General features: G+C 71.6%; 10 protein-coding genes and 1 pseudogene. 6 read left to right on the forward strand and 5 right to left on the reverse strand.

The features are described from left to right. Window positions 1-20: 20 nt before the first annotated feature. Window positions 21-458, forward strand: coding sequence for a redox-sensitive transcriptional activator SoxR (soxR, locus tag H7F51_RS09865; RefSeq protein ID WP_185664073.1), 438 nt, complete (start codon window positions 21-23; stop codon window positions 456-458). Here the strand turns inward: soxR and H7F51_RS09870 are convergent, their stop codons facing one another. The 4 genes from H7F51_RS09870 to H7F51_RS09885 form a co-directional block, all read right to left on the reverse strand. Next, the gene (locus tag H7F51_RS09870) at window positions 459-3,884 is read right to left on the reverse strand and encodes a chromosome segregation SMC family protein (RefSeq protein ID WP_185664074.1); all 3,426 of its coding nucleotides are present in this window, start codon (window positions 3,882-3,884) and stop codon (window positions 459-461) included. Window positions 3,885-3,909: 25 nt separating this feature from the next. Further along, window positions 3,910-4,665 (reverse strand): DsbA family protein, encoded by a 756-nt coding sequence (locus H7F51_RS09875; protein ID WP_185664075.1) that lies wholly within the window; start codon window positions 4,663-4,665, stop codon window positions 3,910-3,912. Between the two features lie 119 nt (window positions 4,666-4,784). After that, on the reverse strand, window positions 4,785-5,480 hold the full coding sequence (locus tag H7F51_RS09880) for a thioredoxin domain-containing protein (RefSeq protein WP_185664076.1): 696 nt from the start codon (window positions 5,478-5,480) through the stop codon (window positions 4,785-4,787). A gap of 23 nt (window positions 5,481-5,503) precedes the next feature. Next, on the reverse strand, window positions 5,504-6,037 hold the full coding sequence (locus H7F51_RS09885; RefSeq protein WP_185664077.1) for a DUF721 domain-containing protein: 534 nt from the start codon (window positions 6,035-6,037) through the stop codon (window positions 5,504-5,506). Window positions 6,038-6,081: 44 nt separating this feature from the next. On the opposite strand from H7F51_RS09885, the gene H7F51_RS09890 reads away from it, so the two are divergent. From H7F51_RS09890 to H7F51_RS09900, 3 genes are all read left to right on the forward strand, one after another. Then, the gene (locus tag H7F51_RS09890) at window positions 6,082-7,137 is read left to right on the forward strand and encodes an NUDIX domain-containing protein (protein WP_185664078.1); all 1,056 of its coding nucleotides are present in this window, start codon (window positions 6,082-6,084) and stop codon (window positions 7,135-7,137) included. Between the two features lies 1 nt (window position 7,138). After that, window positions 7,139-8,017: an NAD(+) diphosphatase gene (nudC, locus tag H7F51_RS09895; RefSeq protein WP_185664079.1), complete on the forward strand. Its 879-nt coding sequence runs from the start codon at window positions 7,139-7,141 to the stop codon at window positions 8,015-8,017. 151 nt (window positions 8,018-8,168) lie between these two features. Next, complete coding sequence (locus H7F51_RS09900) at window positions 8,169-8,855, forward strand: DUF2490 domain-containing protein (RefSeq protein WP_185664080.1); 687 nt, start codon at window positions 8,169-8,171, stop codon at window positions 8,853-8,855. A 150-nt stretch (window positions 8,856-9,005) separates the two neighbouring features. On the opposite strand, the gene H7F51_RS09905 is transcribed toward H7F51_RS09900, so the two are convergent. Beyond that, window positions 9,006-12,557 carry a hydantoinase B/oxoprolinase family protein gene (locus tag H7F51_RS09905; protein ID WP_185664081.1) on the reverse strand — a complete coding sequence of 1,184 codons (3,552 nt, stop codon included), beginning with the start codon at window positions 12,555-12,557 and terminating at the stop codon, window positions 9,006-9,008. A gap of 73 nt (window positions 12,558-12,630) precedes the next feature. On the opposite strand from H7F51_RS09905, the gene mobA reads away from it, so the two are divergent. Together mobA and H7F51_RS09915 are read left to right on the forward strand one after the other, a co-directional pair. Then, window positions 12,631-13,185, forward strand: coding sequence for a molybdenum cofactor guanylyltransferase (gene mobA / locus H7F51_RS09910; protein WP_185664082.1), 555 nt, complete (start codon window positions 12,631-12,633; stop codon window positions 13,183-13,185). Beyond that, a pseudogene (locus H7F51_RS09915) lies at window positions 13,182-13,543 on the forward strand (TonB family protein); the annotation flags it as partial. The gene mobA and the pseudogene H7F51_RS09915, both read left to right, overlap by 4 nt.

Below are 13,543 nucleotides of genomic sequence, written 5' to 3' on the forward strand. Positions count from 1 at the left end.
CCGCATAGAAGGAGAGGCGCATGAAGGATGACCTGATCCCCATCGGGGAGATCGCCCGGCGAACCGGCCTCGCCGTTTCCGCCATCCGCTATTACGAGCAGCGCGGCCTGATCGTGGCGGAGCGCACAAGCGGCAACCAGCGCCGTTTCCGCCGCGCCGACATCCGCCGCCTGTCGTTCATCATGATCGCCCAGCGCCTTGGCCTCGGCCTGACCGAGATCGAGGCCGAACTCGCGCTCCTGCCCAAGGGCCGCGCGCCGACCGTGCTGGACTGGCAGCCGGTCACCCGCTCGCTGCGCCGGGCCATCGACCTGAAGATCGGCCTGCTCAACCGGGCGCGCGGCAAGCTGGATGACTGCATCGGCTGCGGCTGCCTCAGCCTGCAGAAGTGCCAGATGGTCAACCGCGGTGACATGGCCGGCGCGGCCGGACCGGGCCCGCGCTTCGTGCTGGGCTGACTATTCAGCCGCCAGCAATTGCTCGGCCCCGCCAAGGTCGACGCTGACAAGCCGCGAGATGCCTTTCTCGACCATGGTCACCCCGAACAGGCGGTGCATGCGGCTCATCGTCACCGCATTGTGAGTGACGATCAGGTAGCGCGTGGCGGTCTGCCGGGTCATCACTTCGAGCAGGTCGCAGAACCGCTCGATGTTGGCATCGTCGAGCGGGGCGTCGACTTCGTCGAGCACGCAGATCGGGGCCGGGTTGGTCAGGAACAGGGCGAAGATCAGGGCGACGGCGGTCAGCGCCTGCTCACCGCCGGAAAGCAGGGTGAGCGACTGGAGCCGCTTGCCCGGCGGCTGGGCATAGATCTCCAGCCCGGCTTCCAGCGGATCGTCCGAATCGACCAGCGCGAGGTGGGCCTGCCCGCCCTGGAACAGCTGGGTGAACAGCTCGCGGAAATGGCCGTCGACCGCCTCGAAGGCAGCGCGCAGGCGCTCGCGCCCCTCGCGGTTGAGATTGCCGATCGAGCCGCGCAGGCGGTGGACCGCCTCGGTCAGCTCGGCCTGTTCGGCCACGCTTTCACCGTGGCGCTGCTCGGCGCTCGCCAGTTCCTCGGCGGCGACGAGGTTGACCGGGCCGATCCGCTCGCGCTCGGCCACCAGCCGGTCCATCGCCGCCGATTCCTCGATCGAGCCGGAAACATCGGCGACATCGAAAGCGAAGCGCTCGGGCAGGAGCGGCGGGGGGCACTGGAAGCGCTCGCCCGAAATGCGGCCCATTTCGGCGCGGCGCTCCTCCTCGTTTTCGGCGCGGGCGGCGGCTCCGGCGCGCAGTTCACGGGCCGTGGCGAGCGCCTCGTTGGCCAGGGCAAAGGCCTGATCGGCGGTGCGCGCGGCCTCGCTCGCCACTTGCACGGCGGCTTCGGCCTCGGCCAGTTCCTTGCCGATCCGCGCCTTGGTCTGCTCCGCCTCCTCGATCTCGCGCACCAGCGCGGCGGGCTTGGCGGCGATGATCGCGCGTTCCTCCTCGATCTCCTCGAAGCGACGGCTCATTTCGGCAAGGCGGCGGGCGGCATCGCCAGCCCGGGCCTGCCAGCCCTTGATGTCCCCGCGCTGGGCCGCCGTGCGTTCGCGCGAGACGGCGAGGCCCTGATCATGCGCGGCAAGGCCCGCGCTGGCCGCCTGCAGGGCCTGCCGCGCGGCTTCGTTCCTTTGCTGGGAGGCGGCGAGGGCGGCGCGCCCGGCGGCGGGATCGGGCAGGACGGCGCGGCGCTGCTCGGACCCGGCAATCTCGGCCTCGGCCTGGACCCTCTGGTCGGCAAGGTCAGCGCGGGCCCGGTCCAGTTCCTCGGCGCGGGCGGCGAGGCGGGCCTTGGCCGCTTCGGCCTGATCGAGCGCGCGCAGGGCCATGCGTTCGGCATCGGCGGCGGCGGAAACGGCGCGTTCCTTCGCCACCAGCGCGGTCTGGACCTCGGCCAGATCGCGCACGGCGGCGGCCTGCGCGGCCTCGGCCTCGGCGGCGGCGGCGCGCAGCGGGGGCAATTGTTCCTCCAGCGCGGCAAAGCGGTTTTCCGCCTCGAGCCGCGCCGCTTCGGCCGCGCCTTCGCCGCGCGCGACGAAGCCATCCCAGCGGCGCAGCAGGCCGGTGCGGGTGACCAGCCATTCGCCGGGGGCGAGCGCGCGGCCATCGTCGTCATCGGCCACGTGGACGAGGGCGAGCCGCGCGGCCAGTTCGGGCGGGCAGGTCGGCACGTGGCGGGCAAGGCTCTCGGCCACGGGCCTCGGCGCCTCGGCGCCAGTCCAGAACCGCCCGTCCTCGCCCTTGGGGGCGGGGCCGAGGCCGGACTTGGCATCGCGCCCCAGCACGGCGGCGAGCGCGCGTTCATAGCCCGGCGCTGCGCGCACCTTGTCGAGCGCCGGGGGCAGGCCGTGCTTGGCATTGGCCTGCCGGGCGCGGGCTTCGCGGTCGCGCAGCAGGGCGGCATGTTCGCGCTCGATCCCGGCGAGGTCGGCCCGCGCGGCGGCCAGCGCACTGGCGGCTCCATCGCGGGCGGCCTGCAGTTCGCTCTTGCGCGCCTGCCCCAGCACGAGTTCCTCGCGGGCGGCGGCCATACCGCCTTCCGCTGCCAGCAAGGCGGCGCGGGCCGCTTCGAGCGCTGTTTCGGGATCGCCTTCGCGCGACAGGGCGGCGCGCAGCTCGGTCTGGCGGGCAGCCTCGCCATCGAGGCGGGCAAGGCGGGTGCGGGCGGCTGCCAGTTCGGCATCGGCCACGCGCCATTCGGCCTCGACCCCGGCCTGTTCGGCCGTGGCCTGGGCCAAGGCCAGTTCGGCGGTTCGCGCCGCGCGGTCGGCATTTTCGAGCGCCATGGCCCGCGCCGGACGTTCGGCCTCGGCGGCGGCCAAGGCTTCCTCGGAGGCGGCGAGATCCCGTTCCAGCCGGGCGAGGGCCTCGGCGGCATCGCGGGTCAGGCGGTCGGCATCGCCCTTGTCCTCGTCGAGCCGGCGCTTCTGGCGGTCCAGATCAGCCAGGCGCTGTTCGGCGGCTTCGAGCTGGCTGGTGAGGGTGGCGAGGCGGTGGCCGTGAGCGCTGGCGTCGTCGCGCCGGTCGGCGAGTTCGTCGCGCGCCTCGGTGAAGCGTTCGGCGGCCGCGTGCTGGGCGGTCTGCGCGGCGGCACTGGCGACCTGCGCCGCGCTGACCCGCGCCTCGGCCGCCTGCGCTTCCTTGCGCGCGGCCTCGGCGGCGGCGGCGGCATCGCGCCAGCGGGCGAAGACCAGCCGTGCCTCGGCCACGCGGATCTTCTCGGAAACCGCGGAGTAGCGTTCGGCCGCGCGGGCCTGCCGCCTGAGGACGCCGATCTGCTGGTCCAGCCCGGCCATCAGGTCTTCGAGCCGGGCAAGGTTGGCCTCGGTCGCGCGCAGCTTCTGCTCGGCGTCCTTGCGGCGCACGTGGAGCCCGGCGATCCCGGCGGCTTCCTCGAGCATCTGGCGCCGCTCGGCCGGCTTGGCCGCGATCACCGCGGCGATGCGGCCCTGGCTGACCAGCGCCGGGCTATGCGCCCCGGTGGCGGCATCGGCGAAGACCAGGGCGACATCCTTGGCCCGCACATCCCGCCCGTTGACGCGGTAGGCGCTGCCTGCCCCGCGCTCGATCCGGCGGACGACCTCGAGTTCCTCGCCCTGGCTGTCCGCCGCGCTCAGCACCACCTCGGCAAAGTCGCGCGGGGGGCGCTGGGCGGTGCCGGCGAAGATCACGTCTTCCATCCCGCCGCCGCGCATCGACTTGGCCGAGCTTTCGCCCATGACCCAGCGGATCGCTTCGAGCAGGTTGGACTTGCCGCAGCCGTTGGGGCCGACGACACCGGTGAGGCCGGGCTCGATGCGCAGTTCGGCAGGCTCGACGAAGCTCTTGAAACCGCTGAGCTTCAGCCGCCGGATCTGCATCGTGCCGGGCCCCCTCCCGCCGCGCTCAGCTCACGCCGGCGGCTTTCAGCGCCGCGTCGAGCTCGGCCCAGGTGGCGCCTTCGACCTTGGTGCCGTTGATCAGCAGGGTCGGGGTCGAATCGATGCCCTTGGCGCTGTAGGCCTCGGAATTCTTGGCCACGGCCGAGGCCTTGGCAAAGTCGCTCAGGCAGGCCTTCTGCTGGTCCTTCGAGAGGCCGCGCGCGGCGAAGAAATCGGTGAACCCGAGCACTTCGGACAGGGTGACGAAGCGCTGGTTGTCCGGCAGGGTGCCGAGCTTGTTGGCGGCATCGGCGCCCTTCATCGTGCGCTCGGTCACCTCGTCGTAGTTCTTGTACAGCTCTTCGGCGAGGGGGAAGAAGGTGTCGGTCCCGCCGCATTCGGCCAGAACGGTCAGCGGAACGTCCTGCGGGTGAATGGCGAAGGAGCGGAATTCGAGGCTGACCTTGCCGCTGGCGACGTAGTTGTCGACCAGGGTGGGGAAGCCTTCCTGAGCCAGCTTGGCGCAGTGCGGGCAGGACAGCGAGCCATATTCGACCAGCTTCACCGGAGCGTTGGGATTGCCCATCAGGTAGCCGCCATCTCCGGTGGAGGCGACGACGTCCTTCCACGCCTTGCCGGCGGGCGGGGCGGCGGCGGTGACCGGGCCGGACGGGGCGGCGGCGCCCTCGCTCGCGGCGTCCTTCTTGCAGGCGGCGAGGCCTAGCACGAGCGGAGCGATCAGGGCCGTGGCGGTGAGGCGGACGAGCAGGGTGCGGGTCATCGGGGCAACATTCCTCTCGGAGATTTTTGAAGGGAGGCTAGCGAAGCGAGGGAGCGGCGGGAAGGGCGGTTTTCGGCCAATCTTCGGCAATCCCCGGAAGTGTCCACAGGGCTGGGCGGTCAGAGCCGCGCCTTGATCTGCGCCTCCAGCGCGAGCCAGGTGGAGGTGCCGAACAGCGGGGTGCCGTTCAGCGCGAAGGCGGGGGTGCCCTCGAAGCCGAGCTTGTCGGCCTCTACCGTGTGGGCGACGATCCGGCGGGCGAGCGTCTCGTCGGCCAGGCAGCGGTCGAGTTCGGGCCGGGCGTAGCCGCGTTTTTCCATGATTTCATAGAGATGGAAATCGCTGGCAATGGCGCGGCGGCGGCTGGCATTGTCTCCCGTGGTCCAGCGCTGGCGCTGGGCGGCCGAGGCATTGACCATCGGCTGGATCCATTGCGCCTGGCCGCGCAGGAAGGCCGAATGATTGCCGAAGAACTTCGCCGCGGGGCCGCAATTGGCCAGCTGGGCCACGGTGGCATCGACCGGATCGCGCAGGAAGTGCTTGATTTCGAGCGAAACATTGCCGCCCGCCAGATAGCCGATCTTGAGCGGGGCATCGGATTCCCGCTCGAAGGCGGCGCAGTGCGGGCAGGTGTAGCTGATCCAGGCCGTGACCCGGATCTTCGCCTTGGGATTGCCCATGACATGGGCGCCATCGGGTGTGACCGTGATCGTGGCGGGCCAGTTCGGTGTGGCGGCCGGGGCCGTGACCACGAACAGGGTGAACATCGCGAACAGCGCGGTGAGGATGGCGACGGGGCGGTAGAAAAAGCGCATCTGCGATGGGTTTCCGGTGGCAGTCAGTTCTTGTTGGTCTTGCCTGCATCGAGGCTGCGGGCAAGCGATTCCAGCACGGCGCGCAGTTCGGGATCGCCGATGTCGCGCAGGCTCTCGCCCAGTTCGAGCGGGATCGGGCGGAGCGAGGGCGGGGCCGTGGTCTGCCCGCCGGCGGGCGGCTTGACCATGCCCTGGCGCAGCTTGACGCGGGACACGGCGTTGTATCCGAAGAAGCGGTTAACCCGTTCTATAATCTCGGGAATGACGTGCTGAATCAGCGGGGCGTGGGCCGGCACGACGACCAGCTGCATGGTCCCCTCGCTCTTTTCGCCGGGGGCGAAACGGATCGATTCGGGGGCGCAGACCTTGGCATGGTGGGGGCCGACGATCTCGGGCCAGCGGGTGACGACGCTGGACTGGACGAAGCCGAAGCGGCGAAACACGGTGCGGCCGATTTCGGGCATGAGATCGGCGATTGCGCGGGCCTGGCCGCCGCGCGGACGCTCGTAGCGGCGGGCTTGCTTGGCTGGGGCCGGGGCTTTGGTCTTGCGGTCCATCGTGCACGTTGTCCTTAGGGCGGTGCTCATGCCATAGCCGCGCCGTGACCGCCAGCGACCTTGAGATTTGCAACGACACTGCAACGGCCTTGCTCGGCTGGTACGATGCCCATGCCCGCAAACTGCCGTGGCGCGCGCCGCCCGGAGCGCCGCCGACCGAGCCCTACCGGGTCTGGCTGTCGGAAGTGATGCTCCAGCAGACCACTGTGGCGGCGGTGAAATCCTACTTCGAGAAGTTCACCTCGGCCTGGCCGACGGTGATGGATCTGGCCGCTGCCGACGAGGCGGAGGTGATGGCCGCCTGGGCGGGGCTGGGCTATTATGCGCGGGCGCGCAACCTGATCGCCTGTGCCCGCGAAGTGGCGGGGCGGGGCGGGGTCTTTCCTGATAGCGAGGAGGGCCTGCGCGCGCTGCCGGGGCTGGGAGCCTATACGGCGGCGGCGGTGGCGGCGATCGCTTTCGGGCGGCGGGCCGTGGTGGTCGACGCCAATGTCGAACGGGTGGTGGCGCGGCTCTTCGCGGTGGAGGCGGCCTTGCCGGCTGCGCGGGGGGAGATTCGCGCGCTGGCGGACCGGATCACGCCGGACGAGCGGGCGGGGGATTTTGCGCAAGGCATGATGGACCTTGGCGCCACGGTCTGCACCGCGCGGGCGCCCAAGTGCCTGATCTGCCCGCTGGCGGGGTCTTGCGCCGGGCGGGCGAGCGGGGCGCCGGAGCGGTTTCCGGTCAAGGCGGCCAAGGCGGCGCGGCCCGAGCGCAAGGGGCGGGCCTTCTGGATCGAGCGGGACGAGCGGGTCTGGCTGGTGCGGCGGCCGGGCAAGGGCATGCTCGGCGGGATGCGCGCCTTGCCCGACGATGGCTGGTCGGCGCGGAGCGACGGTTCGGGGGCGGCGCCGCTGGGCTGCGCGTGGCGGGCGGCGGGGCAGGTCAGCCATGGCTTCACCCATTTCTCGCTGGTGCTATCGGTCAGCCGGGCGCGGCTGGATGACGGCGATCCGCCGGGCGCGGGCGAATGGTGGGACATTGCGCGGATTGCCGAGGCGGGCCTGCCGACCCTGTTCGCGCGCGCGGCCGCGCGGGTTACCGGTGGAGGCGAGTGATATGACTGACGGGCTCTCGATCCTCTTTTCCGGCTCGCCGCTTGACCGGGCCGACCCGGTGCGGACCGATCCGGAGCGGCTGGCGGCCTTGCAGGCGGAGGGGCGGTTCCTGCGGCTCGACGGGCTGCGCCCGGTGGTCGAACAGGGGCGGCTCGGCTGGGATGGGCTGCCCGGCGCGGCGGCGGAGGCGGTGTTCCTCGGGCTCGGGCCGGACGGACGCGGGCATTTCGCCGTGGTGACGGCCGGCCTGGCCGGGGCGCTCGGCCCGGCCGATGCGGCCTTGTGGGAGGCGCTGGCCCTGCTCCCGCCGGAAGAGGTTGCCATCTATGGCACGGCGCGTTCGCTGCTGAACTGGCACGCGCGGCACCGGTTCTGTTCGTGCTGCGGCGGGCCGACCGGGGCGGCCAAGGGCGGCTGGCAGCGGGATTGCCCGGCTTGCGGCACCCAGCACTTTCCCCGCACCGATCCGGTGACGATCATGATCGTCGAGCACGAGGGGCGCCTGCTGCTTGGCCGCCAGCCGCGCTTCGCCGCCGGGATGTACACCGCGCTGGCCGGCTTCGTTGAACCGGGCGAGACGGTGGAGGAAGCGGTTGCCCGTGAGGTGTTCGAAGAAGCCGGGGTGCGGGTGCGCGACGTTTGCTATGTGACCAGCCAGCCGTGGCCCTTTCCTTCGTCGCTCATGATCGCCTGCCATGCCCATGCCGACGATGCGGCGATCACGGTCGATGCCACCGAACTGGAAGATGCGCGCTGGTTCACCCGTGAGGAGGTGACGGCGGCGCTGGGCGGCGGCGAGGGCGTGCCGTTTCTGGCCCCGGCGCCGCGCGCCGTGGCGCGCCAGTTGCTCAATTGGTGGGTGCGGCGGGGACCGGCCTGAACCGATTTGTCCCGGTACGCCGATCTGACACTATTCGATCGCCCCATAACTTCGATATTATTACCGCGTGCCGCTGACCTGTTCTAAGGCGGTGGCCGGTTGGGCGACGAGCGCGCAGGGGGCGCGGGCGGCCGGACCGTTCGGGGGCTGCATGGGGCGCAAGAACTGGGCAATCAATGCGATCGCGGCTGCGACCGGCCTGACGATCGCGGCGGGCCCGGCCCGGGCCACCGAGACCGACCAGCAGATCTGGCTGACCTCCAACAATTCGGTCGATCTTGGCGAGGTGACCGTCGCGCTCGACTTCAACACCCGCCTGACCGAACACATCAAGCGGATGAGCCAGGAAAACGCCCGGTTCACGGTGTCCTATCGGCTCAATCCGCACATCGCCATCGGTGGCGGCTATTTCTTTGGCTATGCCGAATTGCCCGACGTGCCCGACATCGTGGAGCATCGCGGCTTCGAGCAGGTTACGCTTTCGCTGGGCGGCCTGCCCAAGGGGCAATCGCTAGGCGCGCGGACCCGGATCGAGCAGCGTTTCCGCCGCGACGAGAACGAGATGGGGCTGCGCGCCTATGAACAGGTGCGCTTCCAGGCGCCGCTGCGCGGCAAGCTTTCGGGCATCGCGGTGGTCGAGGCGGCCTATAATCTCAACGACACCGAATGGGGCCAGCATGCCGGGTTCAGCGCCCTGCGCGGGGCGCTCAGCCTAAGCCTGCCGGTGACGCGCCACATCAGCGTGCAGCCGGGCTATTCGGGCCAGTATGTCATCCGCTGGCATGCGGAGGGCAGGTTTTACCACGCCTATATGTTCAACGTGGTGTTCAAGGGCTGAGGGGGCGGGCCATAGCGCGCGGCCTTGGGCAAGCTCAGGCTGAGCGGGATTTGGTGCCTGGGCGGAGAATGATGGCTCTCCCGACATTCCAGTCGGCAGCCTTTGTGCAGCGGGGTAGCCGCGAGCGGGCAATCGTTCAGGCTGGCAATATCATCCGCTTTGCTGCGGGCCGTATCCGCCGCCGCCGGGGGTTTCGATGACAATGGCGTCGCCCGCATCGAGCCGGGCTTCGGCGACGCCGGGCAGGGGCTCGCAGGTGCCGTCGGCGCGCTCGATCCACTGGCGGCCGGGGGCGCCGTTGCCGCCGCCGGCGAGGCCGGCGGGCGGGCGGGTGCGGCGCGAGGCGGCGAGGGTTACGGTCATCGGCTCGAGCATGCGAATCCGGCGGACCGCGCCTTCGCCGCCGCTCCAGCGGCCCGCGCCGCCCGAGCCGGGGCGGGCGGCGAAGGTTTCCAGCCGGACGGGGTAGCGCAGTTCGAGCACTTCGGGATCGGTGATGCGGGTGTTGGTCATGTGGCTGTGGACCGGGCCCGCCCCGGCAAAGCCCGGCCCGGCGCCGGTGCCGCCGCAGATCGTCTCGTAATACTGGTGGCTGGCATTGCCGAAGAGCAGGTTGTTCATCGTGCCCTGCGCATTGGCGCAGGCGCCGAGCGCGGCGAAGAGGGCGTTGCAGATCGCCTGGCTGACCTCGGTATTGCCCGAGACGACGGCGCGGCCGGGGCTGGGCGAGAGGAAGGTCTCTTCGGGCAGGATGATCTCCAGCGGGCGCAGGCAACCTTCGTTGAGCGGGAGATCATCGCCGGTGAGGCAGCGGAAGGCATAGAGCACGGCGGCGCGGGTGACGGCGCGGGGGGCGTTGAAATTGCCCGGGCGCTCGCCGGCGGTGCCGGTGAAGTCGATCCGGGCCGAGCGGGCGGCGTGATCGACCGTGACGCGCACGACCAGCCGGGCGCCGTCGTCCATCTCGTAAGTGCAGGTGCCGTCGGTCAGGCGGTCGATCACCCGGCGCACGCTGGCTTCGGCATTGTCCATGACGTGGCCGAGATAGGCCGAAACGCGGGGCCAGCCGTGGCGGCCGGTGATTTCGGCCAGTTCGCGCATCCCGGCAGCATTGGCGGCGATCTGGGCGCGGATGTCGGCCACGTTCTGATCGGGATTGCGCGCAGGGAAAGGAGCACCGGCGAGGAGGGCGCGGAATTCGGCCTCTCGGAACTGGCCGGCGGAGAGGATCAGGAAATCGTCGATCACCACGCCCTCTTCATCGAGCGTGGTGGAATCGGGCGGCATCGAGCCGGGGGTGCGCCCGCCGATGTCGGCATGGTGGCCGCGATTGGCGACGAAGAAGCGCAAGGTTTGCCCGCTCTCATCGAAGACCGGCGAGACGACCGTGACGTCGGGCAGGTGCGTGCCGCCGTTGTGCGGGTTGTTGAGGACCACCGCATCGCCGGGGCGCAGGCTGGCGCCGCGCCGGGCGAGGATGGTGCGGACGCTCTCTCCCATGGCGCCGAGGTGGACCGGGACGTGCGGGGCATTGGCGATGAGGGCGCCCGAAGCGTCGAACAGGGCGCAGGAGAAATCGAGCCGTTCGCGCATGTTGACGCTGGTGGCCGTGCTGCGCAGCACGGCGCCCATCCGCTCGGCAAGGCCCATGAACTGGGCGTTGAACAGCTCCAGCAGGACCGGGTCGGGCTGGGTGTCGTCGGATGCCGTGTCGGCGCGGCCGGGCGCGGCGCCGGTGAGGAGCAGGGCGCCATTGGCGAGGACAGTGGCGGTCCAGCCCGGCTCGACCATGGTGGTGGCGATCGCCTCCCGCAGGATCGCGGGGCCGGGGACGGTGTCGCCGGGGGCGAGCAGGGCGCGGTCGTGGACATCGGCCAGCCATTCGCGGCCGCCGGTCCAGACCGGGACCGTGTCTACCGGGCGCAGCGGGCCAGTGCGCGTGGGCGCGGCGCGGGCGGGGCGCTCGCCGTGGGCCACGGCCTCGGCGACGAGGGCGGCGACGGTGATCGTGCGGGCCGGGCTGGTGAAACCGAAGCGGCGCTGGTGCGCGGCCTCGAAAGCCTCGCGCATGGCAGGGGCGGGGCCGTAGGGCACTTCGAGGGCGGTGTCGGTCCCCGCGTAGCGCAGCTGGGCGGCGAGGCGGACTTCGGCCTCGGGCACGAGGGCTTCGCGGGCGGCGCGGGTCAGGGCCTCGGCGAGCGGGGCAAGGTCGCTGCCGAGCGGGGCCTCGACCGCCTGTTCCCTGAGCGCGGTGCGATCGGCAAGGCCGATGCCGTAGGCCGAGAGTACCCCGGCGAAGGGATCGATCAGGACGCGGGTGATGCCCAGTTCCTCGGCCACGCGGCAGGCGTGCTGGCCGCCTGCCCCGCCGAAGCACTGGAGGGTGAGGCTTGCGGCATCCTCGCCCCGGGCGAGGGCGAGGCGGCGGATCGCGGCGGCCATGGCGGCGGAGGCGATCTGGAGGAAGCCCTCGGCAATGTCGCGCGGATCGCGCCCGAGGCTGGCGGCGAGATCGGCGAATTTCGCCTGGGCGGCGGCGCGATCGAGCGGCTGGTCGCCGGACGGGCCGAAGATCGCGGGGAAGTGGGCTGGGGGCAGCTTGCCGCACATCACGTTGGCATCGGTGACGGTGAGCGGCCCGCCCCGGCGATAGGCGGCGGGGCCGGGACTGGCGCCGGCGCTGTGCGGCCCGACGCGCAGGCGGGCGCCGTCGAACGACAGGATCGAGCCGCCGCCGGCCGCGATGGTATCGATCGCCAGCATCGGTACGCGCAGGTCCACCCCGGCGATGCGGGTGTCCCACGTCCGCTCGAACTGGCTGGTGTGAAGCGCTACGTCGGTCGAGGTGCCGCCCATGTCGAAGGCGACGATCCGGCTCTCGCCCGCCTCGGCCGCGGTGCGGGCGGCGCCGACGATGCCGCCGGCCGGGCCGGAGAGGATCGCATCGCAGCCGCGAAAGGCGCTGGCCGCGGCGAGGCCGCCGCTCGACTGCATGAACCACAGCGGGATGCCGGGCAGCTCGGCGGCGACTTCGCGCACATAGGCGGTGAGGACCGGGGAGAGGTAGGCGTCGACCACCGTGGTCTGGCTGCGGGCGACGAGGCCGAGCAGGGGGCTGACCTCGTGGCCGGTGGAGACCTGGGTGAAGCCGGCCTGCCGCGCCAGATCGGCGAGGCGGCGTTCGGCATCGGGCCATTTCCAGGCGTGGGCGAGGCTTATGGCGCAGGCATCCAGCCCTTCGGCGCGGCGGGCGGCGAGGAGGGCGGCCACGGCCGGTTCGTCCAGCGGGACGAGGGCGGCGCCGTCCATTGCGACGCGGCCGCCGACTTCCTCCACCGCTTCGTGCAGGGGGACGGGCAGGCGCACGTCGAGCGCGAAGAGATCGGGGCGGGTCTGGTGGCCGATGCGCAGGAGATCGCCGAAACCGTGATCGGCGAGCACGAGGACGCGGGCGCCCTTGCGTTCGAGCAGGGCATTGGTGGCGACCGTGGTGCCGAGCTTGACCTCGCTGACGAGGGCGGGCGGGATCGGGGCGCCGGGGGCGAGGCCGAGCAGGCGGCGGATGCCGGCCGTGGCGGCATCGCGGTAGGCCTGCGGGTTCTCGCTCAGCAGCTTGGCCGTGACGAGGCGGCCATCGGGCGCGCGGGCGACGATGTCGGTAAAGGTGCCGCCGCGGTCGATCCAGAATTTCCAGCCGTTCACGCAGCAGGTCAAGCCGCGCGGGCGCGGGCAAGTCAAGCGTGACGAAGCGGGGCGGAACGCCTATCGTGTCTTCATGGACAAGGCAGGTATCCTCGGAGCCGTGCTGGCGGGCGGGCAATCGAGCCGCTTCGGCAGCGACAAGGCACTGGCCGAGATCGGCGGGCACAGCCTGCTGCAGCACGCGGTTGACCAGCTTTCGCACTGGTGCGGCGCGGTGATCGCGGTGGGGCGCGAGGCGGCGCCGGTGCCGGTGGTGGCGGATTGGCCCGATGCCGGACTGGGGCCGCTCGGCGGAATTGCGGCGGCCCTGCGGCACGGGCGGAACAACGGCTTTGCCGCGGTCCTGACCGTGGGGGTCGATTCGCTCGGCCTGCCGGAGAACCTGCCAGACCGGCTGCGGCCCGGTCCCGCCTATGTGAAGGACCAGCCGGTGGTTGGGCTGTGGCCGATCGACGCGCTCGATGCGGTCGAGGCGATCCTGCTGGGCGACGGGCGGCACTCGATGCTCGCCTTTGCCGAGGCGGTGAGCGCGCGGGGGGTGCGGCTGGCCGAGCCGACGATCAACGTCAACCGGCCCGAGGACCTTGCCGCGATCACCTTGCTGCCGCGTGGTCCTGCGCCCGAATGAGCGAAGCCGACCTGTCGGCTCCCCGCTCGATTCGCGCGGCGACCTTCGTGGGCGTGGGCGTGCTGCATGTTGCGGTGATCTTCGCGCTGATCCGCGCCTTTGCGCCGCAATTCGTGGCGGAGACGGTGAACAGCGTGATTTCGACCTTCTCGGTGACCGTGACGACCCCGCCGCCGAGCCCCGAGCCGCCGGCCCCGGCCAAGGGCGACACGGCCGCGGGCAGCGCCGGGGCGGCGGGAAGACGGGCGACCCCACGCGCGGTGACCGCGCCGGCGCCCAGGATCGTGATCGCCCGGCCGCAGGCGGCGCCGCAGGTCGCCTCGACCGGGGCGGCCGACCGGTCCGGCGCGCGCGATGC

It is taken from the genome of Novosphingobium flavum, assembly GCF_014230315.1.
Lineage (GTDB): Bacteria > Pseudomonadota > Alphaproteobacteria > Sphingomonadales > Sphingomonadaceae > Novosphingobium > Novosphingobium flavum.

Excerpts from the sequence above, each read along its gene's own strand:
- soxR (WP_185664073.1), top strand. The coding sequence starts at position 21 with ATGAAGGATGACCTGATCCCCATCGGGGAGATCGCCCGGCGAACCGGC.
- H7F51_RS09870 (WP_185664074.1), bottom strand. The coding sequence starts at position 3,884 with ATGCAGATCCGGCGGCTGAAGCTCAGCGGTTTCAAGAGCTTCGTCGAG.
- H7F51_RS09875 (WP_185664075.1), bottom strand. The coding sequence starts at position 4,665 with ATGACCCGCACCCTGCTCGTCCGCCTCACCGCCACGGCCCTGATCGCT.
- H7F51_RS09880 (WP_185664076.1), bottom strand. The coding sequence starts at position 5,480 with ATGCGCTTTTTCTACCGCCCCGTCGCCATCCTCACCGCGCTGTTCGCG.
- H7F51_RS09885 (WP_185664077.1), bottom strand. The coding sequence starts at position 6,037 with ATGGACCGCAAGACCAAAGCCCCGGCCCCAGCCAAGCAAGCCCGCCGC.
- nudC (WP_185664079.1), top strand. The coding sequence starts at position 7,139 with ATGACTGACGGGCTCTCGATCCTCTTTTCCGGCTCGCCGCTTGACCGG.
- H7F51_RS09900 (WP_185664080.1), top strand. The coding sequence starts at position 8,169 with ATGGGGCGCAAGAACTGGGCAATCAATGCGATCGCGGCTGCGACCGGC.
- mobA (WP_185664082.1), top strand. The coding sequence starts at position 12,631 with ATGGACAAGGCAGGTATCCTCGGAGCCGTGCTGGCGGGCGGGCAATCG.